The 14,350-nt window shown below is 39.9% G+C and carries 19 protein-coding genes and 1 pseudogene; 14 read left to right on the forward strand and 6 right to left on the reverse strand.

Going from position 1 to position 14,350, the window contains the following annotated elements; translation table 11 throughout:
- Window positions 1–38: 38 nt before the first annotated feature.
- Entirely contained in the window at window positions 39–1,328 is a 1,290-nt protein-coding gene (gene bioA / locus A7968_RS08810; protein ID WP_064666211.1) for an adenosylmethionine--8-amino-7-oxononanoate transaminase, read from the reverse strand.
- 95 nt (window positions 1,329–1,423) lie between these two features.
- On the opposite strand from bioA, the gene bioB reads away from it, so the two are divergent.
- The 5 genes from bioB to htpX all read left to right on the forward strand — a co-directional run bounded on the left by bioB (window position 1,424) and on the right by htpX (window position 6,195).
- On the forward strand, window positions 1,424–2,464 hold the full coding sequence (gene bioB, locus A7968_RS08815) for a biotin synthase BioB (protein WP_064666212.1): 1,041 nt from the start codon (window positions 1,424–1,426) through the stop codon (window positions 2,462–2,464).
- Between the two features lie 56 nt (window positions 2,465–2,520).
- Window positions 2,521–3,675, forward strand: a complete 1,155-nt coding sequence (locus tag A7968_RS08820) for an aminotransferase class I/II-fold pyridoxal phosphate-dependent enzyme (RefSeq protein WP_064666213.1) — start codon at window positions 2,521–2,523, stop codon at window positions 3,673–3,675.
- Entirely contained in the window at window positions 3,672–4,490 is an 819-nt protein-coding gene (locus A7968_RS08825) for a methyltransferase domain-containing protein (protein ID WP_064666214.1), read from the forward strand. Before A7968_RS08820 ends, A7968_RS08825 begins: the two co-directional genes overlap by 4 nt.
- A gap of 18 nt (window positions 4,491–4,508) precedes the next feature.
- Window positions 4,509–5,192, forward strand: a complete 684-nt coding sequence (gene bioD / locus A7968_RS08830; protein ID WP_064666215.1) for a dethiobiotin synthase — start codon at window positions 4,509–4,511, stop codon at window positions 5,190–5,192.
- A 139-nt stretch (window positions 5,193–5,331) separates the two neighbouring features.
- Window positions 5,332–6,195 carry a protease HtpX gene (gene htpX / locus A7968_RS08835; RefSeq protein ID WP_064666216.1) on the forward strand — a complete coding sequence of 288 codons (864 nt, stop codon included), beginning with the start codon at window positions 5,332–5,334 and terminating at the stop codon, window positions 6,193–6,195.
- 73 nt (window positions 6,196–6,268) lie between these two features.
- On the opposite strand, the gene gloA is transcribed toward htpX, so the two are convergent.
- Entirely contained in the window at window positions 6,269–6,796 is a 528-nt protein-coding gene (gloA, locus tag A7968_RS08840; protein WP_064666217.1) for a lactoylglutathione lyase, read from the reverse strand.
- A 380-nt stretch (window positions 6,797–7,176) separates the two neighbouring features.
- On the opposite strand from gloA, the gene A7968_RS08845 reads away from it, so the two are divergent.
- From A7968_RS08845 to A7968_RS08860, 5 genes and pseudogenes are all read left to right on the forward strand, one after another.
- On the forward strand, window positions 7,177–7,551 hold the full coding sequence (locus A7968_RS08845; RefSeq protein ID WP_064666218.1) for a hypothetical protein: 375 nt from the start codon (window positions 7,177–7,179) through the stop codon (window positions 7,549–7,551).
- Window positions 7,544–7,966, forward strand: coding sequence for a hypothetical protein (locus A7968_RS08850; RefSeq protein WP_064666219.1), 423 nt, complete (start codon window positions 7,544–7,546; stop codon window positions 7,964–7,966). The genes A7968_RS08845 and A7968_RS08850 overlap by 8 nt, the downstream gene beginning before the upstream one ends.
- Before the next feature lie 260 nt (window positions 7,967–8,226).
- Window positions 8,227–8,328 (forward strand): annotated as a pseudogene (locus A7968_RS23890) (transposase); the annotation flags it as partial.
- 231 nt (window positions 8,329–8,559) lie between these two features.
- Window positions 8,560–8,997, forward strand: coding sequence for a hypothetical protein (locus A7968_RS08855; protein ID WP_157586695.1), 438 nt, complete (start codon window positions 8,560–8,562; stop codon window positions 8,995–8,997).
- A gap of 74 nt (window positions 8,998–9,071) precedes the next feature.
- Window positions 9,072–9,509 carry a hypothetical protein gene (locus A7968_RS08860; RefSeq protein ID WP_064666221.1) on the forward strand — a complete coding sequence of 146 codons (438 nt, stop codon included), beginning with the start codon at window positions 9,072–9,074 and terminating at the stop codon, window positions 9,507–9,509.
- Window positions 9,510–9,782: 273 nt separating this feature from the next.
- On the opposite strand, the gene A7968_RS23535 is transcribed toward A7968_RS08860, so the two are convergent.
- Window positions 9,783–9,884 carry a group II intron maturase-specific domain-containing protein gene (locus A7968_RS23535; protein ID WP_244270405.1) on the reverse strand — a complete coding sequence of 34 codons (102 nt, stop codon included), beginning with the start codon at window positions 9,882–9,884 and terminating at the stop codon, window positions 9,783–9,785.
- Between the two features lie 329 nt (window positions 9,885–10,213).
- On the opposite strand from A7968_RS23535, the gene A7968_RS08865 reads away from it, so the two are divergent.
- On the forward strand, window positions 10,214–10,468 hold the full coding sequence (locus A7968_RS08865; protein WP_064666222.1) for a type II toxin-antitoxin system Phd/YefM family antitoxin: 255 nt from the start codon (window positions 10,214–10,216) through the stop codon (window positions 10,466–10,468).
- On the forward strand, window positions 10,461–10,724 hold the full coding sequence (locus A7968_RS08870; RefSeq protein WP_064666223.1) for a Txe/YoeB family addiction module toxin: 264 nt from the start codon (window positions 10,461–10,463) through the stop codon (window positions 10,722–10,724). Before A7968_RS08865 ends, A7968_RS08870 begins: the two co-directional genes overlap by 8 nt.
- Window positions 10,725–11,054: 330 nt before the next feature.
- On the opposite strand, the gene A7968_RS08875 is transcribed toward A7968_RS08870, so the two are convergent.
- Complete coding sequence (locus A7968_RS08875) at window positions 11,055–11,264, reverse strand: hypothetical protein (RefSeq protein WP_064666224.1); 210 nt, start codon at window positions 11,262–11,264, stop codon at window positions 11,055–11,057.
- Between the two features lie 85 nt (window positions 11,265–11,349).
- On the opposite strand from A7968_RS08875, the gene A7968_RS08880 reads away from it, so the two are divergent.
- Together A7968_RS08880 and A7968_RS08885 are read left to right on the forward strand one after the other, a co-directional pair.
- A complete protein-coding gene (locus A7968_RS08880; RefSeq protein ID WP_064666225.1) occupies window positions 11,350–11,847 on the forward strand; it encodes a GNAT family N-acetyltransferase in 498 nt (165 codons plus the stop codon).
- A gap of 59 nt (window positions 11,848–11,906) precedes the next feature.
- Entirely contained in the window at window positions 11,907–12,173 is a 267-nt protein-coding gene (locus A7968_RS08885; protein WP_064666226.1) for a hypothetical protein, read from the forward strand.
- Window positions 12,174–12,585: 412 nt separating this feature from the next.
- On the opposite strand, the gene A7968_RS08890 is transcribed toward A7968_RS08885, so the two are convergent.
- Together A7968_RS08890 and A7968_RS08895 are read right to left on the reverse strand one after the other, a co-directional pair.
- Window positions 12,586–12,993 (reverse strand): TetR/AcrR family transcriptional regulator, encoded by a 408-nt coding sequence (locus A7968_RS08890; protein ID WP_193330427.1) that lies wholly within the window; start codon window positions 12,991–12,993, stop codon window positions 12,586–12,588.
- Between the two features lie 120 nt (window positions 12,994–13,113).
- Entirely contained in the window at window positions 13,114–14,325 is a 1,212-nt protein-coding gene (locus A7968_RS08895) for a porin (protein ID WP_064666227.1), read from the reverse strand.
- Window positions 14,326–14,350: the final 25 nt, after the last annotated feature.

Raw genomic sequence — 14,350 nt, forward strand, 5'->3', positions numbered from 1 at the left:
GTTGTAGTTTGGGTGCTGGCTTTATCAGTTAGAGGTGCTCAGTAATGGTTGCCTGCAATTGCGTTATAAATCGCATTTGCCAACATGGTTATATCTTGCTCGCTGCTTATATACGGTGGCATTAAATAGATAAGCTTACCAAATGGGCGGATCCAGACATTTTGGCTGATGAAGAAAGCTTGGATCTTGGCAACATCTATTACAGTATCTAGTTCAACCACACCAATTGCGCCAAGTGTTCTTACCTCAACAACCTGCTCAAGCTCACTGCAACGCTGTAATGCTTGCAGCGCATCGTTTAAATGAGTTATTTGCGCTTGCCAATCTTGTTCAATTAATAAATCAATACTTGCACAAGCCACTGCACAGGCCAGTGGGTTACCCATAAAGGTTGGCCCATGCATTAATACACCGGCTTCACCTTCGCTGATACCAATGGCTATCTTATCTGTGGTTAAGGTGGCTGATAAGGTCATCATGCCACCTGTGAGTGCTTTGCCAATACATAAAATATCAGGTTCTATATCTGCATGTTCTACAGCAAATAACTTACCAGTACGGCCAAATCCAGTGGCTATTTCGTCACAAATTAACAGTACGTCATATTCTGTGCATAACTTACGCACGGTTTTTAAATACTCAGGGTGATAAAAGTTCATGCCACCGGCATTTTGCACGATTGGTTCAATAATAAACGCTGCTATGTGTTGATGATGCTGTGCGAAATACTCAGTAAGTCGTTGTGCTTCTTGCTGATCAAAGGTTTGGCTAAATTGGCTTACTGGCGCTGGCACAAATACATGCTCGGGTAAAAACCCTTGGTATAGTGAGTGCATTGAGTTGATAGGATCACATACACTCATCGCTGCAAAGGTATCGCCATGATAGCCTTTTAACGGCGTTATTAGTTTTTGCTTGCTGGTGATACCTTGGCTGAGCCAGTACTGCAACGCCATTTTTATCGCCACTTCAACACACACTGAGCCGCTATCCGCTAAAAACACTTTTTGTAATTTGCTTGGTGTGATTGCGACGAGCTTTTTACACAGCTCTACTGCAGGCGCGTGGGTTAGCCCGCCAAACATCACATGACTCATTTTATCAACTTGCTCGATCGCGGCATTTTTTAATACCGGGTGGCCATAACCATGGATGGCGCTCCACCAAGAAGCCATACCATCTATGAGCACTTCACCCGTGGCTAAGAAAATACGATTATCTTGGGTGTGACTAACAGGGTACACAGGCAAAGGTTGGGTCATCGATGTATAAGGGTGCCATATGTGCTGGCGGTCAAAATCAAGGTCTATCGTGTGTTTTTTATTCATTGGTAAACTTAATGCTGGTTGAGTTCGTTGACAATGTTACGGCAAGTCGTAGACTAAGCCAATATCACCGTCATGAAAAATAAAAAGAGAGAGTTATGGAGTTTGCAGCTGTTCGCCACGATTGGACACATCAACAAGTAAAAGCCTTATTTGAAATGCCGTTTAACGATTTATTGTTTAAGGCCGCGTCGGTACATCGTGCTAATTTTAATCCTAATGAAGTGCAAATATCGACTTTACTGTCAATTAAAACAGGCGCCTGCCCAGAAGACTGTAAATATTGCCCGCAATCGGGTCACTATAAAACTGATTTAGAACGCGAACGTCTGCTAGAAGTAGAAAAAGTGGTTGAACAAGCGCGGTTAGCAAAACAAAAAGGCGCGACTCGCTTTTGCATGGGGGCTGCATGGTCGGACCCTAAAGACAGAGACATGCCGTATATTTCGCAAATGGTGAAAGAAGTGAAAGAGCTTGGCCTGGAAACCTGTATGACACTAGGTATGCTGGATAATCAAAAAGCCCATGTACTGCGCGATGCCGGCCTTGATTATTACAATCATAACCTCGATACCTCGCCAGAATATTACGAGCAAATTATCACTACCCGTACGTTTCAAGATCGTCTTGATACAATCGGTAATGTGCGCGATGCCGGTATGAAAGTGTGCTCAGGCGGTATTGTTGGTATGGGTGAACAAGCTGCCGATCGTTTTGGTTTATTAATGCAGCTAGCTAATCTACCGCAACAACCAGAGAGTGTGCCAATTAATATGCTGGTAAAAGTAAAAGGTACGCCACTGGAAAATGTTGACGATTTAGATCACTTTGAGTTTATTCGTACCATTGCCACAGCGCGTATTATGATGCCACACAGTTATGTACGGTTATCAGCAGGGCGTAATGCGATGAATGAACAAATGCAATCAATGTGCTTTTTTGCCGGTGCAAATTCAATTTTCTATGGTGATAAACTATTAACCACAGAAAACCCAGAAGCCGATGCGGATATGAAGTTGATTAAAAAATTAGGCATGAACCCTGAAAAACGCCACGATTATTCAGACGAAGCCTATGAAGCGTCGTTATCGTCAGCGGTAGCAGATAAAGCAACCTCAGAGATGTTTTACGAAGCCTAAAGCGCTCAGTAATAGGGTAATGGTTTAAAGTATCGCGTTGAAGGTTAGAGGCATTTATGTCATTTGAATTTATAAACACCCATTTAGATGAACGCAAAGCAGAGCAGCTACTGCGTAAACGCTATGTAGTACAAAGCGCAACGGCGCGCACAATCACGGTTAATGATAAAAGCTACCTTAACTTTGCGAGTAACGATTACTTAGGGTTTGGTGATTCACCGGTGGAGTTAACCAGCGCGCCATTGTTAGGTAGCCACAGCTCAGCATTAGTTACGGGTTATCAACAACCACAGCAAGCGCTTGAGCAAGCTTTATGTAGTGCTTTGGGTTATCAAGCTGGCATGCTGTTTAATTCAGGCTTCAGCGCAAATAGCAGTGTTATTAAGGCGTTGTTTCAAGATAAAGCGACGGCGCAACACAGTGCTATTTTTCAAGATAAGTTAAACCATGCCAGTTTAATTGATGGTGCATTACACGCCAACGCAGCTTTAATACGCTTTAACCATAACGATATAAACCATTTACGTTCACGATTAGAGAAATCAAAAGCGCGCAATAAGCTAATCATTTCAGAGGGCGTGTTCTCGATGGATGGCGATATCGCGCCAATTAAAGCGCTATTCGCCTTAGCAAAACAGCATAATGCCTGGTTAATGATAGACGACGCTCATGGTTTTGGTGTGCTGGGTAAAACCGGGCTGGGTAGTTGTGAGTCATTAATAAATGAAGCGTGTATGCCTGATATTTTAGTGATCACCTTTGGTAAAGCGGTTGCTAGTAGCGGGGCGTGCGTATTAGGCTCGCAGCATTTTATAGAGTACATGCTGCAGTTTAATCGTGATTATACTTATTCAACCGCTATGTCACCGTTTATTGCCTCTCATACTTTGGCGCGTATTAAAAGCATAAGAGACGCTAACGATAAGCGAGCTAAATTAAACGCCAATATTGCGCTGTTTAAACGCTTAGCAAAAGAGCAGCACATTGCACTAATGGACTCCAATACCGCGATTCAGCCAATCGTTTTAGGCTGCGCTGAGCAAACGTTAAAAGCCAGTGAGCAATTAAAGCAGCAAGGTATTTGGCTAACGGCTATTCGCCCGCCAACCGTTTTACACAATACCTCGCGTTTGCGTATTACCTTAAGTGCAGCCCACACCCATGACGATATAAAACAGCTCGTTGGTAGTTTACAAAAGGTCATTTCATGATAAGCCCGCAGGCAATTAAAACTAAGCCACTTAGCCCCACTACAGTGTATTTAGCTACTCAGGCTTTAAAAAAAACCACAGCGCATAACTTTTCAAAAGCAGCAAATAGTTACAGCCAGCATGCCAATGTGCAAAAACAAGCGGCAAATGATTTATTTAAACTTATTAGTGCAAACCCTAAAAAGCTCTGTGTTGACCTAGGCGCAGGGCCGCTTGTAAATAGTCAGGCTTTAAAGGCATTATTTGGCCAAGTTGTTGCCATAGATTTAAGTTTTAACATGCTAAAAAGCAGTAATTTAAACACCCCTAAACTGTGCGCCGATATGGATAACTTACCGCTGCAAGCTAACAGTATTGATGTGCTATTTAGTAATTTTGCGCTGCAGTGGTCTGCTAATTTTGAAATCTTAATGCACTCGCTTTACCAAGCATTAAAACCAGGCGGGCAAGCCTATATTAGTACGGTTGTTGCAGGGTCATTAAACGAAATAAAAACCGCCTTTGCAGCGCTTGATTCACATAATCATATTAATCAGTTTGCAAGCCATAATAATATAAACCAATCGGTCGAAAAGGCAGGGTTTAAGATCAACGCCTCAAAAAAAGTCATTTATACCGATCAACACAGCAGTGCATTAGCGGCTATAAAATCGATTAAAGCCATTGGTGCCACCACACAAAATCATGCAACAAGTCGTCGTGGTTTATTAACTAAATCAGCACTAAAAAAAGTCTGTGATGCCTATCCGCTTGTAAACAATAAAGCCCATGTATCTTACCATGTAGTATTGTTATCATTAGAAAAAGCCCAGTAAAAATAATAAGGCCATGCCATGAACCAGTTTTTTATTACCGGTACCGATACCGACGCCGGTAAAACTCATGTAACCAGTTTGCTGTTAAAGTTACTCGCACAACATAAAAAGCGCGCAATAGGTTTTAAGCCGATTGCCTCTGGGTGTGAAATGGCGTTTGAGCAGCTCGTAAACGCCGATGCGCTAATGCTAATGGAAAGTGCCACAGTCAGCGCTAAATACGACATAATTAACCCATTTGCATTTGCGCCGCCAATAGCTCCCCACATAGCTGCAGAGCAAGCGGGTATAAACATAACAGTAGAAAAGCTGAGCATGGCTTATCAACATGTTAAGCAACAAGGCGCCGATTACTTGCTTACAGAAGGCGCGGGTGGTTGGGCTTTACCTATTAATAATAACGAGTATTTATACGACTGGGTAAAAGCAGAGCAACTGCCAGTAATATTAGTGGTCGGGATGAAACTAGGCTGTATAAATCATGCATTACTCACGGCAGCACATATGCAAAGTATGGGTGTTAATTGCATTGGCTGGATTGCTAACCAAGTTGATGCCACTATGGATGAATACCAAGCAAACCTAGATTCACTGAAAACACGTTTACCATTTCCACTGCTTGCCATTAGCCCATACACAGAGCAAACCCCTAAATTACAAATTTATAAAACCCTGCTTGAAAAATTATCAATAAATCCATAAATAACCCTTGTGTTGTGACATAGTTTGTCACAGAATAGCGCTGACGTTATGACATAGTGTGTCATAACGCAGTGATTGCTCAAAGCCGATCAAACATAGTAAATCGCTCAGCAATAAATGTTATTTTTGGAGAACTCGTATGAAACGTGTATTTTTGTTTTTATTAACTAACCTCGCGGTTATGTTGGTATTAGGTGTGGTGCTTTCAATCATAATGAGTGCGCTGGGCTTAAGCCATCGTAGCCTTGGCGGAATTTTACTAATTGCGACTGTATTTGGTTTTGGTGGATCGTTTATTTCGTTATTTATGTCGAAATGGATCGCAAAAAAATCAACCGGTGCGCAAGTGATCACCCAACCTCGTACCGAAACCGAACAATGGCTGGTAAACACTGTGGCTGCTCAAGCTAAAAAAGCTGGCATTAACATGCCAGAAGTGGCGATTTACGACAGCCCAGAAATGAACGCCTTTGCAACCGGCCCAAGTAAAAATAATTCGTTGGTGGCGGTAAGTACGGGTTTATTACATAACATGAGCCAAGATCAAGCAGAAGCCGTACTGGCGCACGAAGTATCGCATGTTGCTAATGGCGACATGGTAACGCTAACGCTTATTCAAGGTGTGGTTAATACTTTTGTTATTTTTGCCGCGAAAGTGCTGGCTGGCATTGTAGATAACTTTATCAATAGCGATGAAGAAGAGGGCGGCAGCAGCTGGACTTACTTCTTATTCGATATGTTATTCCAAGTATTATTTGGTGTATTGGCAAGCATAGTGGTTGCCCATTACAGCCGAAAACGTGAATTTGCAGCCGATAACGGCGCAGCTCAGTTGGTAGGCGCAGATAAAATGCGTTCAGCCCTTGAGCGATTAAAGCAAAACCACCCATCGCAATTAGAAGGCTCAATGATGGCCTTTGGTATTGCCAGTGGTAAAGGCATGGCTGAGTTGTTTTCATCTCACCCACCGCTTGACGCACGAATAGACGCACTACGTCGTTAAAAAAATTCAAGTTTTTCACAGTACTTGTAAACAAAAAGCCTGCATTTGCAGGCTTTTTTATTTTTAATGGTTTTTATTGCGATTGAATAATCTCAGTAATGCCCTCCGGCGAGAGTATTTCAATCCAGTAACCGTCGGGGTCTTTAATAAAGGCGAGGCCTTTCATTGAGCCATCATCTGGTTTTTTCACAAACTCCACATCGTATTTTGCAAAGCGCTTACACGCCGCGTATACATCGGGTACGCTAATACCAATATGACCAAAGCCTTTTGGTTCCTCATTACCGCTAACATAGCCCGCAAAGCTATCGTCGCTTTCAGTGCCCCAGTTATGAGTAAGCTCTATTAAAGCAGGGCGGCGAAACACCCACTGGGTTTTTTCTTTATCATCGCCTTCTGGCAAGTCTTGCTCATAGCCTAAGAAGTACAGGGTAAATTTCATACCCGGAAAGTCATACTTTCCTAACAACTTCATACCTAATACGTTTTGATAAAATGCCAGCGACGGTTTGGGATCTTTAATACGCAACATAGTTTGCTGCATCACATAGCCCTCGGTGGCCTGTGCAACTTGCTCTGGAGATTCGTTATAGCGAGACATGAGATAATCCTTAGTGAAATGACGGAAAAACCTTAATGGATTTAAAAAGGCAGGGTATACGCTCATCATAATCAACAGCAGCAAAAATTAAAACCATCGAGCTAAATTACCAAGCAGTGAGCCGAATGCTTTATAAGCGAAAAATGGCATAATTAATATGTGCTATATGTATATACAGTAATTTTGTTTTGTCCGATATTACTGATCTTCACTTTTTTGGGATATTGCTACATTTATAAAAATGAGACGAAGTTAACTAGTTATTTACAGGTGTTTATTTGAGGGCTAAGATAAATGCAATGTAATATATGTGCATTTGTCGGTTTGTAAAGCGATAAATGTCGTAGGCAAAGTTGTTATATTTTTCTAGGGATTGAACATTGAGAGCTATTTTTGCATTGTGTTTTTTTAGCTGTTTTGCTAATTCAACAACTTGCTTTCATACAGAAGCGCAAGAGTGGAATAAAAAATACGGTAGTCTTTTCAAGGTAGAAACTACTCTGAATAGCGGTGCATACGACGTAATTGCAGAGTTGCCAAAAAGTATTGATGGTCAACGCTTTGATTCAGTCTCACTATTCGTGAGCAATCTCGAACAACCAACGTTTTTCGCTACATTAAGTACATATGAAGATGATGGTGTTACTAAAGTATGGTTCGTTACAGACAATAAAAGCTCACAACAGCATTATTTAAGTTTTAGCTACGGTACGGGGTGTGGCATGTCTGTAACAGTAGAGGTTGATTTTGAGTAAAAACCAATTCCGACTTTTTCTATTCAGCTCTGTAATCTTTGCTATTTTAGCTTTGGTTGTAAGTTTCTGGTTTCCTAGTCAAAACGTAGACATTGTTAATGACTACATAATTGAACTTGAGATGGCCAGCCCTGAACAATATTTTTCTGATATGTTGCTGCTGCCAATAGGTATTCTAGTGGCTGTGGCAGTTGTTGCCTCCTATGCAGGGTTATTATTCTTCAAGTCTTGGGCAAGGCATATTTATGTCGCAAGCTTTGTGTTGGCTTTACCAACATACTTTATGGGCGGGTTAATTGTTACAAGTGGCTTAGAGGATTTACTTTATGATCTCTCGATGCTCATGAGCGGTGCTGTTGTTGCTTTAATCTATTTTAGCCCAGTAAAGGAGTACTTTGTTGACACCAAAATATAACAAAAACATCATGGTGGGAATTTACTCGCTGGAAAAGCGCTCCTAAAATCCCCATATGTTAAGCGTTGAGGTTGTAGAATTACTCTTTTTAGGAACTGGTTCTACACATTTCACTTGATTGTTTTTTAACCTTGAACCCACAGGGTTACTGTGATCTAATAGATATTATTCACCCACGGTAAATTGTTATGGCTCTTTCATTAGGTAAGGAGTCAAGCCTGACTTATCTTGCCAAAATAAATTCATTCCGATCAATTTCGCTGAATAAATTAACTTTACGCGGTCAAACGAAAGTGAATGCCCAATGGTAACTGTATTGCTTAGTTTATAATATAGAAAAGCTGCAAAACACGATGCATTAATAAAGGTAAGCTGCTACCTCTCCAAATAAGCCACTTAAACACCTGTCATACCTTCCAAAACGCCCATTAAAGCAACAGTAAATCCTCTTTTTATATTTTACGTAAAATCGAAGTAACCGATTGAATCAAAATAGGAACTCAGCTATGGTTAATGCATCAATAAAATAAATTAAAAACGAGTAATTCTATAGGCTCGTTAGGTTTCAAATAAGTATGGTGGAATATCAATCTATGAAAAAAACATTATCTTTATGCGTATTAACTTTACTGAGCGCTTGTTCAGTAACACCAGAGAGTGCATATGAAAGTGGTTGGAATCTGAAAAAGAGTGAAGGCACTTATAAAGAGTGCGCTATGACGTGGTTAAACAAAGATATGTTCATGGCACAAAATATGGATAGACTAATTGCATTAGGGTATCTAACCAAAAAACAAGCTATTAGAGCTGCAAAATCTGAAGTTAGGGTCGGGGATCCGGAGTGCTTAGCTTTTGCTGCTTTTGGATTAACGAGAGGGAGTAAACTTTCATTTGTAAATGACATCAACAAAAATCTCTTAGAAAGAAAACTGAATTATTCTTGCGAAGAGAGTAATGCTAAATGCCCAGGTGTTTCAATTACAATTAAAAATGGCATTGTTTCTTCTGTCAGCTCATTGTCTGAAACCTAACAAACAAAGACTGCGGGACTTTTACTCGTTATATTGCTACATAGACCCAGTCTACTTTCAGCTCTGGAGAATAAATGAAAAAAGGATTTTCGGATATATTTGAAAAAGACTCTGTACCTAAGACTCTGGTTTTATGTGTGCTAACTATAGGCTCGTATTTAATTTATAAGCTCTATCGTTTTACAAGCCAAATCAATCAACATACCGAACTTAAAATATCTAACTTATTTATTACAACAACCATTGTTTTATTCGTTATTTCATTAGTTAGTTTAATTTATGGTTTAGCTAATTATCATGATCTTACGATTCTAAAAAGCTCAATTGGTATTCATGCTATATCTAGTGCTTTCGATGTAACTTGGATTGTCATGGTTCGTAATCGTATTAATTTAATAGCGGGCTCTAATAAAGGCGACAACCTTTGGTTAAATCCTTTTATTACATCAATTTTTCATGTTATTTATATGCAACATAAAATCAACCAAGGCTTGGCTAAAAAAGTAATATAATCGGGTAGCCGGAGGTCTCCTCCAGCCTCAAAACCACCCATCATGCGCTTTTTATTAGCTGGAAGTGCAATGGGCGGTTCATCTCCGTAATGAATATTGATCCAAATATCTTTCAATGACACTAAACCTTGTGACGCTAAATAGTCATTGCCTAGCGCAATGTTAATGCCTTTTGGTTTTGAGCTTCTACAAGGGCCTTCGCTTCCAAGCGCCTACTTTTGGTCCTGGTGATACCGCAGGCTATGGCGAGCCGTTCGCTGACACCCAGTTTCATTAAACTGCGTACTTTTGGTGCGAGCTATACCTTTCTAAAGAGCGCCATTGCCGCCAGTAGCACATTCTTATCCTACGGCGGATCCAATGATCTAAATCCACTGTTATAAGCGTGGCTATTCGGTAGTAGTGTCCCCAGCCGCGTAAATACTTCTGGGTCTAGAATCTTTATTACTCTAAAGCGCAGCGTCTCTAAACCTCTTTGTGAATAATTCACTAAATTTTTTGCACAAAGAGAAGGGAATGAGAAGTAAATGAGGGAAACTTAGCGCTTAGTATTGGCATGGCTAAACCACTAATAAAAATAAATTTAAAACAAATTATTCTACAGGCTTATTAGCTGCCATATAAATGTGACGTGTTCAACTTGCTGTACATGTTAATTTTCTAAGCCTATACTTGTTCCATCAAATATACATGTAGAGGTTCTGATGAAAATTGTATCTTTTACTGAAGCCAGAAATGGTCTTAAAGCTGTTTTGGACGGAGTAGTTAATGATGCTGATACAACAGTAATTACTCGCCGTGATTCTGAGGATGCAGTGGTTATGTCTTTAGATTATTACAATAGCCTTATGGAGACCGTTCACTTGCTTCGTTCACCTGAAAATGCAGAGCATTTAAATCGTTCAATAGCGCAGTATCGTGCTGGCAAAACAACAGCACGAGAGCTAATTGATGAGTAGTCGTTTACTGTCTTGGACTGACGATGCTTGGACTGACTACTTGTATTGGCAAACTCAAGACAAGAAGACGCTAAAACGTATCAATAAACTTATCAACGATGTAAAGCGCTCTCCGTTTGAGGGCATTGGTAAACCTGAGCCACTAAAAGAAAATTTATCAGGTTTTTGGTCTCGCCGCATTGATGATACCAATCGACTTATTTATGTAGTAGATAATCAGGCTGTCACAATAATTTCGTGCCGCTATCATTATTAAAACAGATCTTAACGTCAGGCAACTAATCGGGCAGCCGGATGTCTTTTCCAACCCCACATCATATGCCTCCTATTAGCGGGAAGTGAAATGGGCGGTTCACTAGTCATACCACATACTATGGCTATTAGGTAATTCCCCAACCGCGTAAATTTGTTTTACTCTAAAGCGCAGCGTCTCTTAACCTCTTTGTGAACAATTCAATTAAATACTTTTTGCACAAAGAGCAGAGAAATAGAAGCAAATGAGGATTAACTTAAAGGCTAAGATCTCTTAATGACGTTAAATAGTCATTGTCTAACGCAATGTTAATTCCTTTTGTTTGTTGATAAGTTATTCTGCTATATCTTGTTTTTGTCTAGCAGCTTGGTTTGGCAGTAGTTGCTCAACAATTTCCCTTGCTGGCAATGTGTAACGTACACCATCAAACATCACTGAGGTAAACTCATCAATGCTCGTTATGCCCGTTAAAGTCCAGCCTTCACCACGCTTAGGGCAATAAACAGTGGTTGTTGGTTGTATTACTTTAAATTCATCGCTCATAATTTGATTGCTGTGTTATTAACTTGTATGCGCGGTATCTTAAGGCAATAATAGTGGGCTTTAAAGCCGTAATTTAATTTTATTTATGAACAATGAGTTTGCACTAAGCCGAATTACATTAAAGCCAATTAAACATAAGGACTGTAGCGCGTTGTGGGCTATTTTGTCTGAGCCGTTAGTTGCGCAATATAATGACTATGCAATGCCACTTACACGTAATGACGTAAAACAACTGATCCAAGATGATATTACTGGCATGTATGAAGGAAATACGCTGCGCTTAGGAATGTACTTATTAAATACGTCGACCTTGATTGGCTGCATTGGTTTATATGATATTACAGAGGGCAGTGCTTGGTTAGGGTTTGAGTTGTCTGTAGATTATTGGGGGGATGGGTTTATGTCTGAAGCATTAGCATTTATGCTAACAAATATAACAGCCGTTGTTGCGCAGTTAGGCAATGATGTGAGCATTACTAATTTACAGGCGAAAGTGGCGTCAGAAAATAGCCAAAGCCAGCAACTACTTCGCCGTTTTAAATTCACTCATGTAGCGAGTGAACATTGGCTGTATAAATTTTAAATCATACTTTGTTACATAACGGGTATTTTGCATTTAGTCCGGCTGCTTGGTATGACGACATGACAGTTGTAAAAGAGTTTGAGCAATTCTTATCGCAACGAAGCCTCACTATAGAAGATAACATACCGCTGTCGCTCTATATAACAGTCGGAGGCGCGGAAAACCCATTAATGTTAAGTGCCTTTGCTGGCCTTAAGAATAGTCTTAACATACATGCTAATGATATTATCTGGGATAGCAGAATTAATGATGGTTTAGAGCACTGGGAAAACCCAGTGGTTAGTGTTAAGCAGGCACTCGATTTCTATAATTCATCGATAAACTAATATGCTGAACTAAAGAACAAGTTAGTAAGAAGTCAGATTAACTTACCAATTAAAAAGAACACATCATACTATGTGTAGATCTGGATAACGTTGCATAGCAGTATTTTTTAACTAAAACTATCAAAGGGGATTATGAGCTTAATAAGTCAAAGTTAGCTAGTCAGTGTTTTTAACAATTAATGGCAGTGAATTAGTTGGGGGTTTAGAAGCTGAGTTTGATTTACACGGCTAATAATTACGGTTATTAACTAGTCGTGTTGTCTGTACCTTGTTTATTAAGCAGGATTAAACAAGGTACTTAACCATTAAAAAAGCGCTATCACATTTAGTTACGCTTTTAATGTAATCAGATGGTAGGTTTCACTTTAAATTTAATGCTAAAAGTGAAACCCACAGAGTGAAATAAGTTGTCCTAAAGAATAGATAGTTTGTTGGTCAACAGCCGTAACATTTTGTCAGGCTGTGGTTCATGCTCATTTAAGCCAGCGATTATAGTCATAAAGTAACAATCTAACATTGCGCTTGCTTTAATATCATCAAGCTCAGGCTGTTCACTAAACAAACGCTGCTTAAAGTCATTCATTTGCTGCTCAAAAAAAGCAGCCTGCCAAATCATATCGCTAATTAGTATTTTACTAAACTCGCTATTGTCACAATAAAACTCAAACAGCGGCAGGGCATAGTGGCTAAGTTTTAAACGTGGCGCATGCTGGTTATCAGTTTGACTTGCTTGGTGAAGAATCGCATCTATTTGCTGCTGCATACCCGCTTTAAGCAAATCAATTTTATTGCCCGGTGGGATTTTAATGTTGTGGATCATACTCGGTCCAAAAGCAGGGTATTTAGCATTTAGGCAGGCATTTTTTGAGCAACGAAAGGGAAGTAATTAAATGGATTAATTTAGATAGGCTATAAGGTATACAGCCTATCTGCTTAAGAGTTATAAATTGTAATGAAACCCGATAGCAATACCATCGTCTTCAGATAAACCCATTTGATACTCTTGCTCTTTATCGGCGCTTGAAAAGTCACTAAAGTCTTTTCGCGCTTCTATGTACACAATCGTATCTGCATCAAATAAATAGTGAACACCAAGTACACTAAATTGACGTTTAAAATTGTCATTCGGATCAGCATTAAAGTTTGGCTGGATCACGTAATCTGTACCAGCATCAAACACGTTATAAGCAATGAAAGTACGAATGTCATTATCAAATTTATAAGATAGTAATGACTCTAAGCCCACCGCATCTTTGATCAAACGACCTAAATTATCGGTATCGTGATTCTCATTTTTATTGATGTTTGCCGCAAAATAAACACCGTCACTATCAAAGTTACCCCAAGTAACTCCAGCGCCATAAATAAAATCATTAACTGATTGAACGCGTCCTGAGGTGTAATTTACGTTGAGCTCACCGCGGTTAAAGCCAGCGGTGAGTGTTAAGTCATCATTTACTGCATAGGTAACAGCTGCACCATAGGTGGAATTAAACTCTACCTGTTGAGCTATATTACTGCCATTCTCCCATAATGTTTGACAAGCAGACTCTGAAATAGCCTCAATATCACAGGTATAAAAATCATTATTTTTAAACTGCACTTGGGCTGCAAAGCTAAAATCACCGTAACTATTGCGGTATTGTAATAACTTATCGCCGCGGCCGGTACCGTTGATCGCTCCGTCGTCTTTATTGTATGTGTAAACACCTGCCGCATTACCGTCCCACACTAAACTGTAGTTGGTGCTATAAACAACGTCGTACCATGCTCCCCATTGTTTACCTATAGTCACTTGTCCATATTTTTCATGCGCTATGCCCACATAACCCAGACGGTTGTATAAAAACTCATCTTGTATTGATTCAAAGCGATTATTATAAAGAATATCGCTACTACCAACAGGATTTACACCCCATTCTAGTAATGCCAGAGCGGTCCACTGATTTTTAAGTTTACGGCTAAAATCAAAACTGATCCGTGATGCACCATTAACTATTTCTGTCTGTCCTTGGGTATGAATGACGCGCGCATCGATAAAACCGCCAATGGTCACGTTATTTGTTCCATCATCGTAAAGCTCAACAGCACTTACATAAGGAGTAAGCATGATGCTAGAGGTGAGGATAAGCTGAGCTAACTTGTTATTCATTCAGTTTTGCCTTGTACTAAAATTT

It is taken from the genome of Pseudoalteromonas prydzensis, assembly GCF_001661495.1.
GTDB classification, from domain to species: domain Bacteria; phylum Pseudomonadota; class Gammaproteobacteria; order Enterobacterales; family Alteromonadaceae; genus Pseudoalteromonas; species Pseudoalteromonas prydzensis.